Origin of the sequence: Tistlia sp. (assembly GCF_040905785.1) — a bacterium.
Classification (GTDB): Bacteria; Pseudomonadota; Alphaproteobacteria; order Kiloniellales; family DSM-21159; genus Tistlia.
The window spans coordinates 24091-40933 of the sequence record NZ_JBBDQW010000016.1; the positions used below are offsets into that span (position 1 = coordinate 24091).

The 16843-nt window shown below is 72.1% G+C and carries 14 protein-coding genes; 10 read left to right on the forward strand and 4 right to left on the reverse strand.

Going from position 1 to position 16843, the window contains the following annotated elements; all coding sequences use genetic code 11:
• Positions 1-4: 4 nt before the first annotated feature.
• The 4 genes from glgX to treY are packed head-to-tail and all read left to right on the forward strand — an operon-like array spanning position 5 to position 8473.
• On the forward strand, positions 5-2092 hold the full coding sequence (gene glgX, locus WD341_RS04255) for a glycogen debranching protein GlgX (RefSeq protein WP_368424183.1): 2088 nt from the start codon (positions 5-7) through the stop codon (positions 2090-2092).
• Complete coding sequence (gene treZ, locus WD341_RS04260; RefSeq protein WP_368424184.1) at positions 2089-3915, forward strand: malto-oligosyltrehalose trehalohydrolase; 1827 nt, start codon at positions 2089-2091, stop codon at positions 3913-3915. The genes glgX and treZ overlap by 4 nt, the downstream gene beginning before the upstream one ends.
• Positions 3912-5795 carry a 4-alpha-glucanotransferase gene (gene malQ / locus WD341_RS04265; protein ID WP_368424185.1) on the forward strand — a complete coding sequence of 628 codons (1884 nt, stop codon included), beginning with the start codon at positions 3912-3914 and terminating at the stop codon, positions 5793-5795. The genes treZ and malQ overlap by 4 nt, the downstream gene beginning before the upstream one ends.
• Positions 5792-8473: a malto-oligosyltrehalose synthase gene (gene treY, locus WD341_RS04270; protein WP_368424186.1), complete on the forward strand. Its 2682-nt coding sequence runs from the start codon at positions 5792-5794 to the stop codon at positions 8471-8473. The genes malQ and treY overlap by 4 nt, the downstream gene beginning before the upstream one ends.
• A 25-nt stretch (positions 8474-8498) precedes the next feature.
• Here the strand turns inward: treY and WD341_RS04275 are convergent, their stop codons facing one another.
• Both WD341_RS04275 and WD341_RS04280 read right to left on the reverse strand, forming a co-directional pair.
• Positions 8499-8918, reverse strand: coding sequence for a secondary thiamine-phosphate synthase enzyme YjbQ (locus WD341_RS04275; protein ID WP_368424187.1), 420 nt, complete (start codon positions 8916-8918; stop codon positions 8499-8501).
• A gap of 7 nt (positions 8919-8925) precedes the next feature.
• Positions 8926-9552, reverse strand: coding sequence for a carbonic anhydrase (locus tag WD341_RS04280; protein ID WP_368424188.1), 627 nt, complete (start codon positions 9550-9552; stop codon positions 8926-8928).
• Between the two features lie 164 nt (positions 9553-9716).
• On the opposite strand from WD341_RS04280, the gene WD341_RS04285 reads away from it, so the two are divergent.
• Positions 9717-10433: a class I SAM-dependent methyltransferase gene (locus WD341_RS04285; RefSeq protein WP_368424189.1), complete on the forward strand. Its 717-nt coding sequence runs from the start codon at positions 9717-9719 to the stop codon at positions 10431-10433.
• On the opposite strand, the gene WD341_RS04290 is transcribed toward WD341_RS04285, so the two are convergent.
• Together WD341_RS04290 and WD341_RS04295 are read right to left on the reverse strand one after the other, a co-directional pair.
• On the reverse strand, positions 10430-11143 hold the full coding sequence (locus WD341_RS04290) for a GntR family transcriptional regulator (protein WP_368424190.1): 714 nt from the start codon (positions 11141-11143) through the stop codon (positions 10430-10432). The genes WD341_RS04285 and WD341_RS04290 overlap by 4 nt on opposite strands.
• Entirely contained in the window at positions 11140-11361 is a 222-nt protein-coding gene (locus WD341_RS04295) for a hypothetical protein (RefSeq protein ID WP_368424191.1), read from the reverse strand. The genes WD341_RS04290 and WD341_RS04295 overlap by 4 nt, the downstream gene beginning before the upstream one ends.
• Positions 11362-11446: 85 nt before the next feature.
• Here WD341_RS04295 and eutB point away from each other — a divergent pair, with 85 nt between their 5' ends.
• From eutB to WD341_RS04320, 5 genes are all read left to right on the forward strand, one after another.
• Positions 11447-12424, forward strand: a complete 978-nt coding sequence (eutB, locus tag WD341_RS04300; RefSeq protein WP_368424192.1) for a hydroxyectoine utilization dehydratase EutB — start codon at positions 11447-11449, stop codon at positions 12422-12424.
• A 104-nt stretch (positions 12425-12528) separates the two neighbouring features.
• On the forward strand, positions 12529-13521 hold the full coding sequence (locus WD341_RS04305; RefSeq protein WP_368424193.1) for a cyclodeaminase: 993 nt from the start codon (positions 12529-12531) through the stop codon (positions 13519-13521).
• Positions 13522-13594: 73 nt separating this feature from the next.
• The gene (gene doeA, locus WD341_RS04310) at positions 13595-14776 is read left to right on the forward strand and encodes an ectoine hydrolase DoeA (protein WP_368424194.1); all 1182 of its coding nucleotides are present in this window, start codon (positions 13595-13597) and stop codon (positions 14774-14776) included.
• Positions 14777-14861: 85 nt separating this feature from the next.
• Entirely contained in the window at positions 14862-15881 is a 1020-nt protein-coding gene (doeB, locus tag WD341_RS04315) for a N(2)-acetyl-L-2,4-diaminobutanoate deacetylase DoeB (protein ID WP_368424195.1), read from the forward strand.
• A gap of 10 nt (positions 15882-15891) precedes the next feature.
• Positions 15892-16389 (forward strand): Lrp/AsnC family transcriptional regulator, encoded by a 498-nt coding sequence (locus tag WD341_RS04320; RefSeq protein ID WP_368424196.1) that lies wholly within the window; start codon positions 15892-15894, stop codon positions 16387-16389.
• Positions 16390-16843 lie beyond the last annotated feature (454 nt).

A 16843-nucleotide genomic window follows, 5' to 3' on the forward strand; every position in this document is an offset into this window, starting at 1 on the left:
GACAATGACGACGAAGCTGAATGCCGGGTCGCCCTTCCCGCTCGGGGCCACCTGGGACGGCTCGGGCGTGAACTTCGCCCTGTTCTCGGCCAACGCGACCAAGGTCGAGCTCTGCCTGTTCGAGCGCAACGGCCGCCGCGAAACCGACCGCATCGCCCTGCCCGAGTTCACCCACGAGGTCTGGCACGGCTACCTGCCCGACGTGCGTCCCGGGCAGCTCTACGGCTACCGCGTGCACGGGCCCTACGACCCGCGCAACGGTCACCGCTTCAACCCGAACAAGCTGCTGCTCGATCCCTACGCCCTGGCGCTGCACGGCGAGCTGCGCTGGCACGACGCGCTGTTCGGCTATCGCGTCGGCCACACCCGCGGCGACCTCTCGTTCGACCGTCGGGACTCGGCCTTCGTCATGCCGAAGTGCGTGGTCATCGACCCGGCCGTGACCTGGGGGCCGGACCGCAGCCCCAGCGTGCCCTGGTCGGAGACGATCATCTACGAGGCCCACGTCAAGGGCATGACCGCGCGACACCCGGACCTGCCGCCCCAGGTCCGCGGCACCTTCGCGGGGCTGGCGCAGCCGCAGGTCGTCGAGTACCTGGCCGGGCTCGGCGTCACCACCGTCGAGCTGATGCCGACCCAGGCCTTCTTCGACGACCGCTACCTGGTGCAGAAGGGACTGAGCAACTACTGGGGCTACAACACCATCGGCTTCTTCGCGCCGGCGGAGCGCTTCATCTCGCGTGGCGGCAACCTGCACGAGTTCAAGCTGATGGTGCGGCGCCTGCACGAGGCCGGCATCGAGGTCCTGCTCGACGTCGTCTACAACCACACCGCCGAGGGCAGCGAGCTCGGGCCGACGCTGTCGTTCCGCGGCATCGACAATGCCAGCTACTACCTGCTGGGCGACGATCCGCGCTACTATTTCGACTCCACCGGCTGCGGCAACACGGTCGACCTGCGCCACCCGCGCGTGCTGCAGATGGTCACCGATTCGCTGCGCTACTGGGTCCGCGACTGCCACGTCGACGGCTTCCGCTTCGACCTCGCCAGCTCGCTCGGCCGCGACCGCGACGCCTTCGATCCGAACGCGGTCTTCCTCGACGCCGTCCGCCAGGACCCGACGCTGTCGCGGGTCAAGCTGATCGCGGAGCCCTGGGACACCGGGCCGGACGGCTACCAGCTCGGCAACTTCCCGCCGAGCTGGGCCGAATGGAGCGACCGCTACCGCGACGGCCTGCGCGCCTTCTGGCGCGGCGATCCCGGCACCCTGCCGGGCCTCGCCAAGAACCTGCTCGGCTCGGCCGACCTGTTTGACCGCCGCGGCCGCCGGCCCTGGGCCAGCATCAACTTCGCTACCGCCCACGACGGCTTCACGCTGGCCGACCTGGTGTCCTTCAACGAGAAGCACAACGAGGCGAACGGAGAGGACAACCAGGACGGCCACAACCACAATCTCAGCTGGAACTGCGGCGTCGAAGGCCCGACCGACGATCCCGAGGTCCTGGCGCTGCGCGACCGGCTGCGCCGCGCCATCGCGACGACGCTGCTCATCTCTCAGGGCACGCCGATGCTGCTGATGGGCGACGAGGTTGGCCGCACCCAGAACGGCAACAACAACACCTACTGCCAGGACGACGAGCTCAACTGGCTGCCCTGGGAGGACATCGAGGAGCGCGACGCCGATTTCCTCGAGTACCTGCGCCGGGTCGTCGAGATCCGCCGCCAGACCCCGACCCTGCGCCAGAGGAACTTCCTCCACGGCCGGCGGCTGCCGGACGAGGAGCTGCGCGACGTCGTCTGGCTGCGGCACGATTCGCACCCGATGGAGCCGGGCGACTGGAACAATCCGGACTCGCGCTCCGTCGCGCTGCTGTTCTGCGGCACCGGCGGCGAGCGGCACCTGGTGCTCTTCAACGCCCATGACGAGGCGCTGCCCTTCGTCCTGCCCGCCAAGGAGACGGCGCTGCGCTGGCGCGTGCTGATCGACAGCGCCACCGGCCGCGTCCGGCCGGCAGGCCCCCTGCACCGGGCACGCGAGAGCCTGAAGCTGCCCGATCGCGCCGTGCTGGTCCTGGAGGGCGAGACCGAATGAGCGACGCAAGGAGCACGCCCCGCTCCTGGGGCGCCGAGCCGCTCGGCGACGGCCGCGCCCGCTTCCGGCTCTGGGCCCCCGCGCAGTCGGCCGTCGCCCTCCACGCCGGCGGCGGCGACCTGCCGATGCGGCGCCTGGCCGACGGCTGGTTCGAGCTGACCACCGAAGCCGTCGCGGTCGGCGAAGGCTACGGCTTCCGGCTGGACGACGGGCGCGTCGTGCCGGATCCGGCGGCGCGCGCCCAGGTCGGCGACGTCCACGGCCTGTCGCGGCTGGTCGACCCCGCCGCCCACCGCTGGGCCGAGACCGGCTGGGCCGGGCGGCCCTGGGAAGAGGCGGTGATCTACGAGCTCCACGTCGGCAGCTTCACCGAGGCCGGCACCTTCGCCGGCGTCGCCGAGCGGCTCGACCACCTGGCGGAGCTCGGGGTCACCGTCATCGAGCTGATGCCGGTCGCGCAGTTCTCCGGCCGCCGCGGCTGGGGCTACGACGGCGTGCTGCTCTATGCGCCGCACGAAGCTTACGGCGGGCCCGAAGGCCTGAAGGCGCTGGTCGAGGCGGCCCACGCCCGCGGCCTGATGGTCCTGCTCGACGTCGTCTACAACCACTTCGGTCCCGACGGGAACTACCTGCATCTCTATGCGCCGGACTTCTTCCACGCGGAGCGCCACACTCCCTGGGGCGGCGCCATCGCCTACGAGAAGCCGGAGGTGCGGCGTTTCTTCTGCGAGAACGTGCTCTACTGGCTGGAGGAGTACCGGCTCGACGGCCTGCGCTTCGACGCCATCGACCAGATCCACGACCCCTCCGAGGAGCCGATCCTGGAGGAGATGGCGCGGCTGGTGCGGGCCCGGATCGCCGACCGCCCGGTCCACCTGACCAGCGAGGACAGCAGCAACACCGTGAAGTTGCACCGGCGCGACTCCGACGGCGGCGTGCCGCTGTTCACCGCCGAGTGGAACGACGACTTCCACAACACGGTGCATGCCCTGGCGACCGGCGAGAGCGAGGGCTACTACCGCGACTTCGCCGCCGACCACTGGGGCAAGCTGGCCCGCGCCCTCGCCGAGGGCTACGTCTTCCAGGGCGAGGTTTCGGACCACGCCGGCGGCAAGCCGCGCGGCGAGCCGAGCGCGGAGCTGCCGCCGGTCGCCTTCGTCAACTTCCTGCAGAACCACGACCAGACCGGCAACCGCGCCTTCGGCGAGCGCCTGACCGAGCTGACCGACCACGGAACACTCGAGCTGCTGACGGCGATGCTGCTGCTCAGCCCCGCGATCCCGCTGCTGTTCATGGGAGAGGAGTGGGCCGAGCGCCGCCCCTTCTGCTTCTTCACCGACTTCCACGGCGAGCTCGCCGACGCCGTGCGCGAGGGACGCCGCCGCGAGTTCCGCGCCTGGTCGGCCTTTGCCGACGCAGCCAGCCGCGCGCAGATTCCCGACCCCAACGACCCGGCGACCTTCGAGGCCTCGCGGCTCGACTGGGGCGAGCGCGAGGGGCAGCGGGGCCGCGAGCATCTGGCGCTGGTGCGCCGCCTGCTGGCGATCCGGGCGGCCGAGATCGTGCCGCGCCTCGCCGGCCTGGGCGGCGAATGCGGCCAGATCCGCACGCAGGACGAGGGCGTCGTCGCCGTCACCTGGACGCTGGCCGACGGCAGCCGGCTTCGGCTCGACGCGAACCTGGCGGCCGATGCGCGGCCGGCCGCGCCGCCGCCGCCCGGGCGCCTGCTCCATGAGCGGCCGGAGGGCGCGGCCGAGGCGCTGTCGGCGGGTCGTATGATCGCAAGCTCGATCGTGGTGTCGCTGGGCGGGGCCCGGCCATGACGGCGTTGCTCGACCGCCTGTGTGAGCGCCACGGAATCGCGATCAGCTACCGAGACCAGATGGGCGACGTCAGGACCGTCTCCGAGCCCGTCAAGCGGGCGCTGCTGGAGGCGATCGGCGTGCCGTGCGGCGACGAGGCGGCGCTGCGCCGGGCCCTGGCGGAGGCGCCCGAGCCGCCGGAAGCCCAGGTCGAGGTGCAGGATCACCAGCGCTGCTTCCTGCCGGACTGGCTCGACCGCGGCCGGGTCTGGGGCGTCGCCCTGCAGCTCTACCAGCTGCGCTCGGCGCGCGACTGGGGCATCGGCGACTTCGAGGACCTGGCACGCGTGGGCGAGCAGGCCGGCGCGCTGGGCGCCGACTTTCTGGGCGTCAATCCGCTGCACGCCCTCTTCCTGGCCAATCCCTGGCACTGCAGCCCCTTCTCGCCCTCCAACCGGCGTTTCCTGAACCCGCTCTACATCGCGGTCGACCGGGTCGCCGGCTTCCGGGAGGAGCTGGCCGACGGGGAAGAGCGCGAGCGGCTGCGCGGCCTGGACATGGTGGACTACGCCGGCGTCGCCGCGCTGAAGCTCGCGGCCCTGCGCCGCCTCTGGCCGATCTGGCGAGAGCGGGCGAGCGGGAACGGTCCCGACGACCGGGCCGCCTTCGACGCCTTCCGGGCCGAGCGGGGCATGCCGCTCGCGCGCCACGCGCTGTTCGAAGCGCTGTCCGCGCACTTCGTCGCCCGCGGCGGCAGCGCCGGCTGGCAGGGCTGGCCGGAGCCCTTCCAACGGCCCGACGGCGAGGCCGTCCAGGCCTTCGAGGCGAAGAACCGCGACGAGCTGGCCTTCCAGTGCTGGCTCCAGTGGCTGGCCGACCGGCAGCTCGAGACGGCCAAGCGCCGCGCGCGGGCGGCGGGCATGCGCATCGGGCTCTACCTCGATCTCGCCGTCGGCGACGCGCCGGACGGATCGGCGACCTGGGCGGACCCGGAGCTGATGGTGACCGGCGCCAGGATCGGTGCGCCGCCGGATTCCTTCAACATCGGCGGCCAGGACTGGGGCCTGTCGCCCCTGTCGCCGGCGACGCTGCGCGAGCGCAAGCTGGCGCCCTACGAGGCGACCCTGGAAGACGTCGTCCGCCACGCCGGCGCGCTGCGCATCGACCACGTCATGGGCCTGCGCCAGCTGTTCTTCATTCCCGCCGGCCATCCGGCCAGCGAGGGCACCTACCTGCTCTATCCCCTGGCGGAGATGCTCGCCGCCCTGGCCGAGGCGAGCCATAAGCGCCGCACGGTGATCATCGGCGAGGACCTGGGCACGGTGCCCGACGGCTTCCGCGAGACGATGGCCGCGGCCGAGATCCAGTCCTACCGCCTGCTCTACTTCGAGCGCCTGGAACAGGGCCTGAAGCCGCCGCAGGACTGGCCACGCCAGGCCCTGGCCTGCCTGTCGACGCACGACCTGCCGCCGCTGCTCGGCTGGTGGCAGGGCGACGACGTCGCCCTGCAGCAGGAGTTCGGTTTCATGGACGAGGCGCTGGCGGGGACCGAGCTGACGCGCCGCCGCGACGACCAGCGCGGGCTCGTCGAGGGACTGGCCGCCGAGGGCCTGCTCGGCGGCACGGAGGCGCGCGCGCTCCTGCAGGACCGGCTGTCGCCAAGCGCGCTCGAGGCGCTCGCGGTCGCCGTGCACCGCCACCTCGCCCGCGCGCCCTCGCGGCTCTTCGCCGTGCGTCTCGAGGATCTGGCGGGCGAGCGTCTGGCCGTGAACGTGCCGGGCACGCACGACGAGCATCCGAACTGGCGGCGCCGGCTCGGCCCGACCCTGGAGCAGCTGGCCGACAGCGAGCTGGCGCAGGCCATCGCCGGGGGCGTCGCGGCCGAGCGGCCGAAGCGATGAGCCCCCGCGCCACCTACCGCCTGCAGTTCCGCGAGGGCATGACCTTCGCCCGCGCCGCGGCCCTGGCCCCCTACTGGCGGCAGCTCGGCATCAGCCATCTCTACGCCTCGCCGGTCTTCACGGCGGCCGAGGGCTCGACCCACGGCTACGACGTCGCCGACTTCAACAGCCTGGAGCCGGCGCTCGGCGGCGAGGCCGGCTTCCGGGACATGGCCCGGGCCCTGCAGCGCGAGGGCCTGGGACTGATCCTCGACTTCGTGCCCAACCACATGAGCGCGACGCCCGAGAACGGCTGGTGGCGCTCTCTGCTCGAGTGGGGCGAGGCGAGCCCGACCGCCGACCATTTCGACATCGACTGGACCGCCGACAAGCTGCTGCAGCCGATCCTGGGGGCGCCCTACGCCGAGGTGCTGGAGGCAGGCGAGCTCTCCTTCGACCTCGATGCTGGCGCCGGCCGCCTGCTGCTGCGCTACTTCGAGACGGCGCTGCCGCTCAACCCGGCTGGCACCGCGCAGCTGCTGGCGCGCTCCGGCGATCCGGCGCTGGAGCGTCTGGCGGGGCCGCTCGCCGGCGCGACGCCCGAGACGCAGGATCCGCTGCGCGAGGCGCTGCGCGGGGTGCTCGCCGAGGCGGCCACGGCGGACGGCCTGCGCGCGGCACTCGCCGAGCTGTCGCGCGACCAGGCGTTGATCCACGAGGTCCACGAAGCGCAGGCCTGGCGCCTGGCCTACTGGCGCGCCGCCCGCGACAGCCTGACCTATCGTCGCTTCTTCGAGATCACCGGGCTGGTCGGCGTGCGCGTCGAAGAGCCGGCGGTCTTCGACGCCGTGCACGCGCTGCTGTTCCGCCTGGTCGAGGAGGGCCTGGTGCAGGGCGTGCGCCTCGACCACATCGACGGTCTGGCCGACCCGCGGGGCTACCTCGCGCGGCTGGCCGATGCGCTGCCCGAGGACTGCTACCTGATCGTCGAGAAGATCCTAGAGGCCGGCGAGAGGCTGCCGCCTGAGTGGCCGGTCGCCGGCACGACCGGCTACGAGTTCATCGCAGCCCTCGCCGCCGGCCTGTGCGACGGCGCCGGCTTGGCCGAGCTGGGCAGCGCCTACGAGGCTTTCATCGGCCGGCCGGCCGATCTCGAGGCGGCGGTCGAGGCCGCCAAGCTGCAGATCCTGACCGAGAACCTGGCCTCCGAACTGGGTACCCTGGTCGCCCAGGCCAGCGACCTGGCGCAACGCCAGATCGCGACCCGCGATTTCGGACCCGACTCGCTGCGGCGCGCCCTGACGGCCCTGATGGCGGCCTTTCCCGTCTACCGCAGCTACGTCGACGCCGAGGGCGCCTCGGACGCCGACCGCCGGCTGCTCGCCGAGGTAGCCGAGCGGGCCAAGCTGCGCCCGGACGTCGAAGAGCCGCGTACCGTCGACTTCCTCGCCAGCCTGCTGCTGCTCGAGGTGCCCGAGGAGGACCGCGAGGACACGCTGCGCTTCGTCACCCGCTTCCAGCAGACGACCGGCCCGATCATGGCCAAGGCCCTGGAGGACACGGTCTTCTATCGCGAGCACCGGCTGATCGCGCTCAACGAGGTCGGCGGCGAGGCGGACCTCGTCGAGGCCTCGGCCGAGGCCTTCCACGAGGCCATGGCGCGACGGCAGGCGACCCAGCCCAGCGGACTCTCGACGACCGCGACCCACGACACCAAGCGCGGCGAGGACGCGCGGGCCCGGCTCTACGCGCTCAGCGAGGCGCCCGGGCTGTGGGCCGAGGCGCTGTCGCGCTGGTCGATGATGAACGCCGGCCTGCGCAGCCAGCTCGAGGGCGAGAGCGAGGCCCTGCCCGAGCGCGAGACCGAATGGCTGCTCTACCAGACGCTGCTCGGCGCCTGGCCCGCCGGCCTCGAGCCGGACGACCCCGAGGGGCTGGAGACCCTCGCGACCCGCGTCTCGGCCTTCCTGGAGAAGGCGCTGCGCGAGGCCAAGCTGCGGACCCGCTGGACCGCGCCCGACGAACCCTACGAAGCCGCGGTCCAGGCGTTCGCCAAGGGCCTGCTCGATCCCGGAAACCGGATCTTCCTCAAGGATTTCACGGCGACCGCCGAGCCCTTCCTGCGCGCGGGCGTCGTCAACAGCCTGACCCAGAGCCTGCTCAAGCTGACCGCTCCCGGCGTGCCCGACCTCTACCAGGGCACGGAGTCCTGGGACCTCAGCCTGGTCGATCCCGACAACCGCCGCCCCGTCGAGTTCGACCTCCTGACCGGGCGGCTCGAGGGCCTCGCCGCACAGCCCTGGGAGGCGCTGCTCGCCGACTGGCGCGGCGGCGCTATCAAGCAGCGCCTGCTGGCCACTGTCCTGGCGGTGCGTCGCGACCGGCCGGCGCTCTTCTCCGAGGGCGACTACCGGCCGCTCGAGGTCTCCGGCGCCCGCGCCGACCACGTCATCGCCTTCGCCCGCGGCCTCGGCGAGCAGGCCGCCCTGGTCGTCGCGCCGCGCTGTCCGCTCGCCCTGCTCGACCGGCAACTCCCGACGATTCCCGCCGAGGCCTGGGGCGACACGGCGGTCGCCCTGCCGCGGGACCTGCAGGACCGCGCCTGGAGCGACGCGCTGAGCGGCGAGTCGGGCAAGGGCGAGCTCCTGCTCGGCGAGCGGCTCCGGACCCTGCCCCTGGCGCTCCTGCTCGGCGATTAGGCTCCCGACGCCGGCAAGGAGGCCACTACTCGCCGATCAGGTGCAGGGCGAGCTCGCGGCGGTGCGGTCGGCGCCGGTGCTCGAAGAGGTAGAGCCCCTGCCAGGTCCCGAGCGCCAAGCGGCCCGCCTCGACGGGGATCGAGAGCTGCACCTGAGTCAGGGCGGCGCGGATGTGGGCCGGCATGTCGTCCGGTCCCTCGGCGTCGTGGCGGTAGCGCCCCGGCTGTTCCGGCGCGATCTGCTGGAAGAAGGCCTCGAGGTCGCGCTGAACGTCGGGGTCGGCGTTCTCCTGGATCAGCAGGGACGCCGAGGTGTGCCGGCAGAAGACGGTCAGCAGGCCGGTGGCGACGCCCTGCCCCGCGACCCAGCCCGCAACGGCGCCCGTGAACTCGGTGAGGCCGCGTCCGCCGCTCTCGACGACGATCCGGTGGCTCGCCTGGCGCACTCCGCGCTCAGTCCCGCGGTCCGGCGCGCCCGCACTCCAGGTTGCGGATCAGGCCGTCCTTCAGGTCGTAGCACCAGCCGTGGATGCGCAACTCCTGGCCGCGCGCCCAGGCCGCCTCGATGATCGGCGTGCGTGCCAGGGTTTCGACCTGCAGCGCGACGTTGAGCTCGCACAGGCGGTCGAGCCGATGGCTCTCGTCGGCGACGACGTCCAGCACGTCGCGCTGCTCGCGGGCGAGGCGGCGCACCGGGTGCAGCCAGTAATCGAGCAGGCCGGTTGCGCCCTCGACCGCGGCCTTGATGCCGCCGCAGCCGTAGTGGCCGCAGATGATGACGTGGCGGACCTTGAGGTTCTCGACCGCGAACTGAAGGACCGACAGGCAGTTGATGTCGGCGCCGTGGACGACGTTGGCGATGTTGCGGTGGACGAAGACCTCGCCGGGATCCAGCCCGGTGATGACGTTGGCCGGGACGCGGCTGTCGGAGCAGCCGATCCACAGGTACTCGGGGCTCTGCTGGTGCGAAAGGCGATCGAAGTAGCCGGGGTCGGAGGCTTCGCGCTCCGCCGCCCAGCGGCGGTTCTGGCCGAGCAGGTGGTCGAGCAGGGCGGGACCGGGAGGGGCTGAGTCGCTCATGGCGAGGAACATCGGTCGCAGGCCCGGCAAGGTCAAGCGTCCGCGCGGCATTTGGCCCGCAGTCGAGCGACCGCATCTCGTGCCGGGGAACGCCTGTCCGCGGCGCCCGTTGCGCTACGGGAGCGGCAGAGCCCCCGCAACAGGGTGGCAAAAGGAGAAGGACCATGACCGAGCCAGCCCTCCAGGGCGTGCCCGACGACCTGGACGACCGGACCGTTAGGCGTGCCTACCGGCTTTGGGCGCCGGTCTACGACGTCGTCTGCGGCTCGATCTTCGAGCAGGCGCGCCGCTCGGCCGCCGAGGCCGCCACCGCGCAGGGCGGCCGGATCCTGGAGATCGGGATCGGCACCGGCCTGTCGATGGAGCACTACCGCAAACCCGGGATCGCGCTGTACGGCATCGACCTCAGCAGCGAGATGCTCGCGCGGGCGCAGCGCAGGCTGCTCTCGGGCCGCCATCCCCACGTCCGGCAGCTGGAGGTGATGGACGCCCACAGGCTCGACTTCGCCGACGGCTTCTTCGACTCCGTCGTCGCCCCCTTCGTCATCACCCTGGTCGCCCGGCCGGAGCAGGTGCTGAGCGAATGCGTCCGCGTCGTGCGGCCCGGCGGGCAGATCGTCCTGGTCAGCCATTTCTACTCCGAGCGCGGCCTCGCCGCCCGGGTCGAGCGCGCGGCCGCGGCCCCCCTGCGCCGCTTCGGCCTGCGCCCGGAGTTCCCCCTCGACCGCCTGCGCCGCTGGGCCGAAGCCGACGGGCGCGCCGAGCTGCTCGACTGCCGCAAGGTCGGGCTGTTCGGCAGCTACACGGTCGTGCGCTTTCGCCGCAAGGAGCAGGCAGGTGCCGGCGGCGCCCCCGCCCCGGCCGGCGAGGTCAGCGTCTAGCCTTTCGCCGGCGCCCCCGACCCCTCCGCCTGGTCGTAGGCCAGCATGCGCTTGGCGCTCATGGAGATATGGTGGCGGCGGATGTGGCCGACGGCCTCCAGGTCGCCGCTCTGCATCACCGCCAGGGTCTCGGCCATCTCCCGGCGGAAGATCGCGATCTCGTCGCCGAGGTTGAGGCGCGGCACCGATTTCAGCCAGATCCGGCTGGTCAGGTAGTAGAGCCGCGCGGTGACCTCGCGCAGCGGCCGGTTGCCGATCATGGCGTTGAGCTCCAGGAAGAACTCCATGTTGAGCCGGGCGAAGGCCGGCGCCTCCGGGTCGCGCGCCTGGCGGTCGCAGCGCCGGAGCAGCGCCTCCAGGCGCGCCAAATCCTCGGCCGAGCGCGGCAGCGGGTCGAGCCGGCCGATCAGCACCGCCAGCTCCATGCGCAGGCGATAGACCTGGCGCAGGTCGTCCTCGTCGACGTCGGTCACGAAGTTGCCGACGCCGTGGCGGATCTCGACCAGCTCCTCGGCCTCGAGCCGGCTCAGCACGCCGCGGATCGGCGTTCGGCTGACCGCGAACTCCTCGGCCAGCTCCTCCTCCGACAGACGCTCGCCCGGCAGGTACTCGAGCAGGCAGATGCGGTCGCGGATCGTCGCGTAGATGCGCTCGAAGCGCTCGCGCGCCGGCGTCAGGCCGGCCGTGCGTCCGGAATCGAGGACGCTCATCCCGCCTCGAGCACGGCGCCGAGGAACTGGCGCGTGCGCTCGTTCTGGGGGTCGCCGAACAGCTGGGCCGGCGGGCCCGCCTCGGCGATCCGCCCCTGGTAGAAGAAGCAGACGCGGTCGGCGAACTCGCGCGCGAAGCCCATCTGGTGGGTCACCATGATCATCGTCAGGTCGTGCTCCTCGCCGAGCTTGCGGAAACATCGGCTCCTGCGCAACACTTGTGTATATCATGACGTTTTCGAGCACTTCGATGACGCCATATGGCCGCAATACCCGCATGCCTTCCTTTAGATGTACACTTCAGTGACTTCGGACCTTCCCCAGCTCGAGGACGTCCGCCGGGCCGCAGAGCGCGTCTCCGGCATCGCCCTGCGCACGCCGCTGGTGCCCTCGGCCGCGCTGTCGGCCGAGACCGGGCGCCGCGTGCTGCTTAAGCTGGAGACGCTGCAGCCGATCGGCGCCTTCAAGATCCGCGGCGCCGCCAATGCCGTCGCCAGGCTGCCGGAGGCCGTCGCCGCCCGCGGCGTCACCTGCGCCTCGACCGGCAACCACGGGCGCGCCGTCGCCTATGCGGCGCGGCGCCTCGGCCTTCCCGCGATCGTCTGCATGTCGAGGCTGGTACCGGCCAACAAGGTCGCCGCCATCGAGGCGCTCGGCGCCGAGGCCCGGATCGGCGGGCGCTCCCAGGACGAGGCCCAGCAGGAGGTCGACCGCCTGGTGGCCGAGGAGGGCATGGCCGAGATCCCGCCCTTCGACCATCCCGACGTGGTCGCCGGCCAGGGCACCATCGCCCTGGAGATGCTCGAGGACGCGCCGGCGCTCGACACCCTGCTGGTGCCGCTGTCGGGCGGCGGCCTGATCGGCGGCATCGCGCTCGCCGCCAAGGCGCTGAAGCCCTCGATCCGGATCGTCGGCATCTCCATGGCGCGCGGCGCGGCGATGCACGCCAGCTTGGCCGCCGGCAGGCCCGTCGCCGTGGAGGAGGAGGCCAGCCTCGCCGATTCCCTGGGCGGCGGCATCGGTCTGTCCAACCGCTGCACCTTCGCCCTGGTGCGCGACCTGGTCGACGACGTCGTGCTGCTCGACGAGCCGCAGATCGCGCGCGGCATGCGCTGGCTGTTCGAGGAGGAGGGCCTGGTCGTCGAGGGCGGCGGCGCGGTCGGCGTGTCGCTGCTGCTGGAGCGGCTGGCGGCGGAGCTGGGCGAGACCGTCGGCGTCGTGGTCTCCGGCCGCAACGTCGACCGGCGCCAGTTCCTCCAGGCGATCGGCTACGGCGACTGAAAGTATCGTCGGTCGCACCAGCCCGCCGGCTGTCCGCACAGGCGGCGGAGGTCTCTGGATCCCTGCTTTCGCAGGGATGACGAAATGGACGGCGAGGGAGAGCCATGCCGACGATCCGCATCCTGACCGAGAGCGACCTGCGCGGGCAGGTGACGCTCGACCTCGCGCTGGTCGAGCTGATCGAGCAGGCCTTCGCGGCGCTCGCGACCAAGGCGGTCGTGATGCCACCGATCCTGTCGATGGAGATCCCCGAGCGCCACGGCGAGGTCGACGTCAAGACGGCCTACGTGCCCGGGCTCGAGGGCTTCGCGATCAAGATCAGCCCGGGCTTCTTCGACAACCCCAAGCTCGGCCTGCCCAGCCTGAACGGCCTGATGGTGCTGCTCAGCGCCGAGACCGGCATCGTCCAGGCGCTGCTGCTCGACAACGGCTACCTCACCGACATCCGCACCGCCGCCGCCGGCGCGGTCGCCGCGAGACACTTGGCGCCGAGCCGGGTGCGGACCGCGGCGGTGCTCGGCGCCGGCGTCCAGGCCGAGCTGCAGCTCGAGGCCCTGTCGCTGGTGCGCCCCTTCGAGGAGCTGCTGGTCTGGGCGCGCGATGCCGCCAAGGCCGCCGCCTACGCCGCGAAGATGTCGGCGCGCCTCGGCCTGCCGGTGCGCGCGGTGGCGAGTCCCGAGGAGGCTGTTCGTGCCGCCCAGGTCGTCGTCACCACGACGCCGAGCCGTGAGCCGCTGATCCGCGCCGAGTGGCTCCATCCGGGGCTGCACATCACCGCGATGGGCTCGGACGCGGCCGGCAAGAACGAGCTCGATCCGGCGGTGCTGGCGCACGCCGACCTGCTGGTCTGCGACCGGGTCAGCCAGTGCAGCCGGCTCGGCGAGCTGCGTAGCGCCCTCGAGGCCGGCCTGCTGCCGGCCGAGCCCGCCCCGCCCGAGCTCGGCCAGGTGATCGCCGGCCTCGCCGCCGGGCGGCGCTCGGACGAGCAGGTCACCGTCGCCGACCTGACCGGCACCGGCATCCAGGACACCGCCGTCGCCACGGCCGCCTTCGCGCGCTGCAAGGCGGCCGGCGTCGGCAGCGAGATCGAGGCCTAGGGTCGCCGGCCTTCGTCCTCCCCGAACGATCGGAAAACCGGCGCCCGGATCGGCGCCCTTCGGAGCGACAACCATGACCGCCCCCGCCCCGCGCTTCGAGCCGGCCGAGTATGCCCGGCGCATCGACAAGACGAAGCGAGCCATGGCCGCGCGCGATCTCGACCTGCTGGTCGTCACCGATCCCTCCAACATGGCCTGGCTGACCGGCTACGACGGCTGGTCCTTCTACGTCCACCAGGCGGTCGTCCTGCCGATCGACGCGGATCCCCTGTGGTGGGGCCGCGCGCAGGACGCCAACGGCGCCCGGCGCACCGTCTGGATGGCGGAGGAGCGCATCCTCTCCTATCCCGACGAGTACGTGCAGTCGACGATCCGCCATCCGATGGACCAGCTCTCGGCCCTGCTCACCGACCGCGGCTGGGGGCGCCGGCACATCGGCGTCGAGATGGACAACTACTATTTCTCCGCCGCCGCCTTCGCCTCGCTGCAGCGCCACCTGCCGGACGCGCGCTTCGGCGACGCCACCGCCCTGGTCAACTGGCAGCGCGCCGTCAAGTCGCCGCGCGAGCTCGACTACATGCGCACCGCCGCGCGCATCGTCGAGCGCATGCACGCGCGCATCCTGGAGGTCGCGGAGCCGGGCCGCCGCAAGAACGAGATCGTCGCCGAGATCCTCAAGACCGGGACCGAGGGCCTGCCCGATGCCGGCGGCGACTACCCGGCGATCGTGCCGCTGATGCCGACCGGCGTCGACGCCTCGGCGCCCCACCTGACCTGGGACGACCGGCCGCTCGGGCTGGACACGGCGACCTTCTTCGAGATCGCCGGCTGCTACCACCGCTACCACTGTCCGCTGTCGCGCACGCTCTATCTCGGCCGGCCGCCGGCGCGCGTGCTGGACGCCGAGCAGGCGGCCATCGAGGGCCTGGAGGCCGGGCTTGCCGCGGCCAGGCCGGGCGAGCCCTGCGAGGCCATCGCCCAGGCCTTCCTGCAGGCTCTCGCGCGCCACGGCATCGAGAAGTCGAGCCGCTGCGGCTACCCGATCGGCCTCAGCTACCCGCCCGACTGGGGCGAGCGCACCATGAGCCTGCGTCCCGGCGACGTCACCCTGCTCGAGCCGGGCATGACCTTCCATTTCATGCCCGGCCTCTGGTTCGACGACTGGGGCCTGGAGATCACCGAGTCCATCGTGATAACGGAGAGCGGCTGCGAGACCCTGGCGTCGGTGCCGCGCAAGCTGTTCGTCAAGGGATGACGCGGGAGACGAGGCCGGGGACGACGACCCGGGTGAGAACGAGGCGGGGCAAGGCCCTGTCCGCGGGAAGCGAGGAGCAAGGTCGATGACCAACATGAGCATGGCCACGGGCCCGGGCCTGAAGCCCTCGCCGATCCGCGCCTCCATCGACCTGGACGCGCCGGGCCTGCGCCACGGCTTCCTCAAGCTGCCGCATTCCAGCGACGCCTCGGCCTGGGGCTCGGTGATGATCCCGATCTGTGTCGCCTGCAACGGCGAGGGCCCGACGGCGCTCCTGACCGGCGGCAACCACGGCGACGAGTACGAGGGGCCGATCGCGCTCTACAAGCTCGCCGCCGCCATCGACCTGGCGCAGGTGCGCGGCCGCGTCATCATCGTGCCGGCGATGAACTACCCCGCTCTCGAAGCCGGGCGGCGCACCTCGCCGATCGACAACGGCAACCTCAACCGGGTCTTCCCCGGCTCGCCGAGCGGCACGGTGACCGAGAAGATCGCCGACTACTTCTGCCGCAACCTGCTGCCGCGCGCCGACCTCGTGCTCGACCTCCACTCCGGCGGGCGCACCCTGGAGTTCTTGCCCTTCGCCGCCTGCCACGCGCTCGACGACAAGGAGCAGGAGGCACGCTGCCGCTCCGCCATGGAGGCCTTCGGCGCGCCCTACTCCGTGATCATGACCGAGATGGACGCCAGCGGCCTCTACGACACCGTCGTCGAGGAGTTCGGCAAGACCTTCGTCACCACCGAGCTGGGCGGCGGCGGTACGGCGCGCGCCTCGACCGTGCGCATCGCCGAGCGCGGCATCCTCAACCTGCTGCGCCACGCCGGCATCCTGGAGGGCGCGCCGGAGCCGGTCGAGAGCACCCTGCTGACCATGCCCGACGAGGGCTACGTCGTCAGCGAGCATCACGGCCTGGTCGAGCCCTGCCTCGACCTCGGCGACCCGGTGGCCGAGGGCGAACTGGTCGCCCGCGTGTTCGACCAGCGGCGCACTGCGGGCGCGACCATCGAGTACCGCGCGCCGGTCTCGGGCATTCTCGCCGCACGCCACTTCCCCGGCATGGTCCAGGCCGGCGACTGCCTCGGCGTCATCGCCGTCCCCGGCTGACCGGCCGCCCATGGCCAAGCCCGCCCCGCTGCGGCTCGACGCCGTCGACCTGAAGATCCTGGCCGTGCTGCAGCGCGACGGCCGGATCACCAAGGTCGGCCTGGCCGAGGCCGTCAACCTCTCGCCGAGCCCCTGCTGGGAGCGCCTGAAGCGGCTCGAGCAGGCCGGCCTGATCAAGGGCTACCAGGCCAGGCTCGACCTCGCCCGCGTCGCGCCGATCACCGAGGTGCTGGTCGAGGTCACCCTGGAGCACCACCGCCAGGAGGACTTCGCGCGCTTCGAGCAGGCCATGCAGGAGACGCCTGAGGTGCTCGACTGCTGGGCGACCGGCGGCGGCCTGGACTACCTGCTGCGCGTCGTCGCCGCCGACGTCGACGGCTACCAGCGCCTGATCGACCGCCTGCTCGAGGCCGAGATCGGCATCGACCGCTACTTCACCTACATCGTCACCCGCTCGGTGAAGAGCCAGGCCCCGCTGCCGGTCGAGCGGCTGGTGGCGGAGCGGTAGCCGGGACTCGTCGCCGTAGGGACTGGCGAAGCCGCCTGGGGATCGGGCGCCCTCACGCGCCCGGCGCGAAACGAACCGGAGCGCTCCCGAGGCGCCGTGGCGTTGCGCAAATATAAATAGCGATGCCACCTGATTGATAACTTCAGCGCGACCGACCAGATATTTCGAAGTGGTCGTTCATTTATTGGCTCAGGGAAGACATGAACATGTCCTTCAAAGACTGGTCGTCCAAGCAGAAGACCCCCACCGCCAGCCCGGTCTCGGCGGCCCCCAAGACCGCGGCCCCCAATACTGCGGCTCCGCAGACTGCGGCCCCGAAGGCCGCGGCGGTCGCCCTTCCGGCTGCGCCCGGCGCCGTCAAGGTCGACTCGCCGAAGGCCTGACGCCTCAGGGTCGTCTGGCTCTCCGCGCACCCCGGCCCGGAACGCGGGACAAAAAGAAACCCCCCGCCCCG

Coding starts and splice junctions, on each gene's coding strand:
- treZ (WP_368424184.1), top strand. CDS start 2,089: ATGAGCGACGCAAGGAGCACGCCCCGCTCCTGGGGCGCCGAGCCGCTC.
- treY (WP_368424186.1), top strand. CDS start 5,792: ATGAGCCCCCGCGCCACCTACCGCCTGCAGTTCCGCGAGGGCATGACC.
- WD341_RS04280 (WP_368424188.1), bottom strand. CDS start 9,552: ATGAGCGACTCAGCCCCTCCCGGTCCCGCCCTGCTCGACCACCTGCTC.
- doeA (WP_368424194.1), top strand. CDS start 13,595: ATGACCGCCCCCGCCCCGCGCTTCGAGCCGGCCGAGTATGCCCGGCGC.
- malQ (WP_368424185.1), top strand. CDS start 3,912: ATGACGGCGTTGCTCGACCGCCTGTGTGAGCGCCACGGAATCGCGATC.
- WD341_RS04305 (WP_368424193.1), top strand. CDS start 12,529: ATGCCGACGATCCGCATCCTGACCGAGAGCGACCTGCGCGGGCAGGTG.
- WD341_RS04285 (WP_368424189.1), top strand. CDS start 9,717: ATGACCGAGCCAGCCCTCCAGGGCGTGCCCGACGACCTGGACGACCGG.
- WD341_RS04290 (WP_368424190.1), bottom strand. CDS start 11,143: ATGAGCGTCCTCGATTCCGGACGCACGGCCGGCCTGACGCCGGCGCGC.
- doeB (WP_368424195.1), top strand. CDS start 14,862: ATGACCAACATGAGCATGGCCACGGGCCCGGGCCTGAAGCCCTCGCCG.
- WD341_RS04320 (WP_368424196.1), top strand. CDS start 15,892: ATGGCCAAGCCCGCCCCGCTGCGGCTCGACGCCGTCGACCTGAAGATC.
- glgX (WP_368424183.1), top strand. CDS start 5: ATGACGACGAAGCTGAATGCCGGGTCGCCCTTCCCGCTCGGGGCCACC.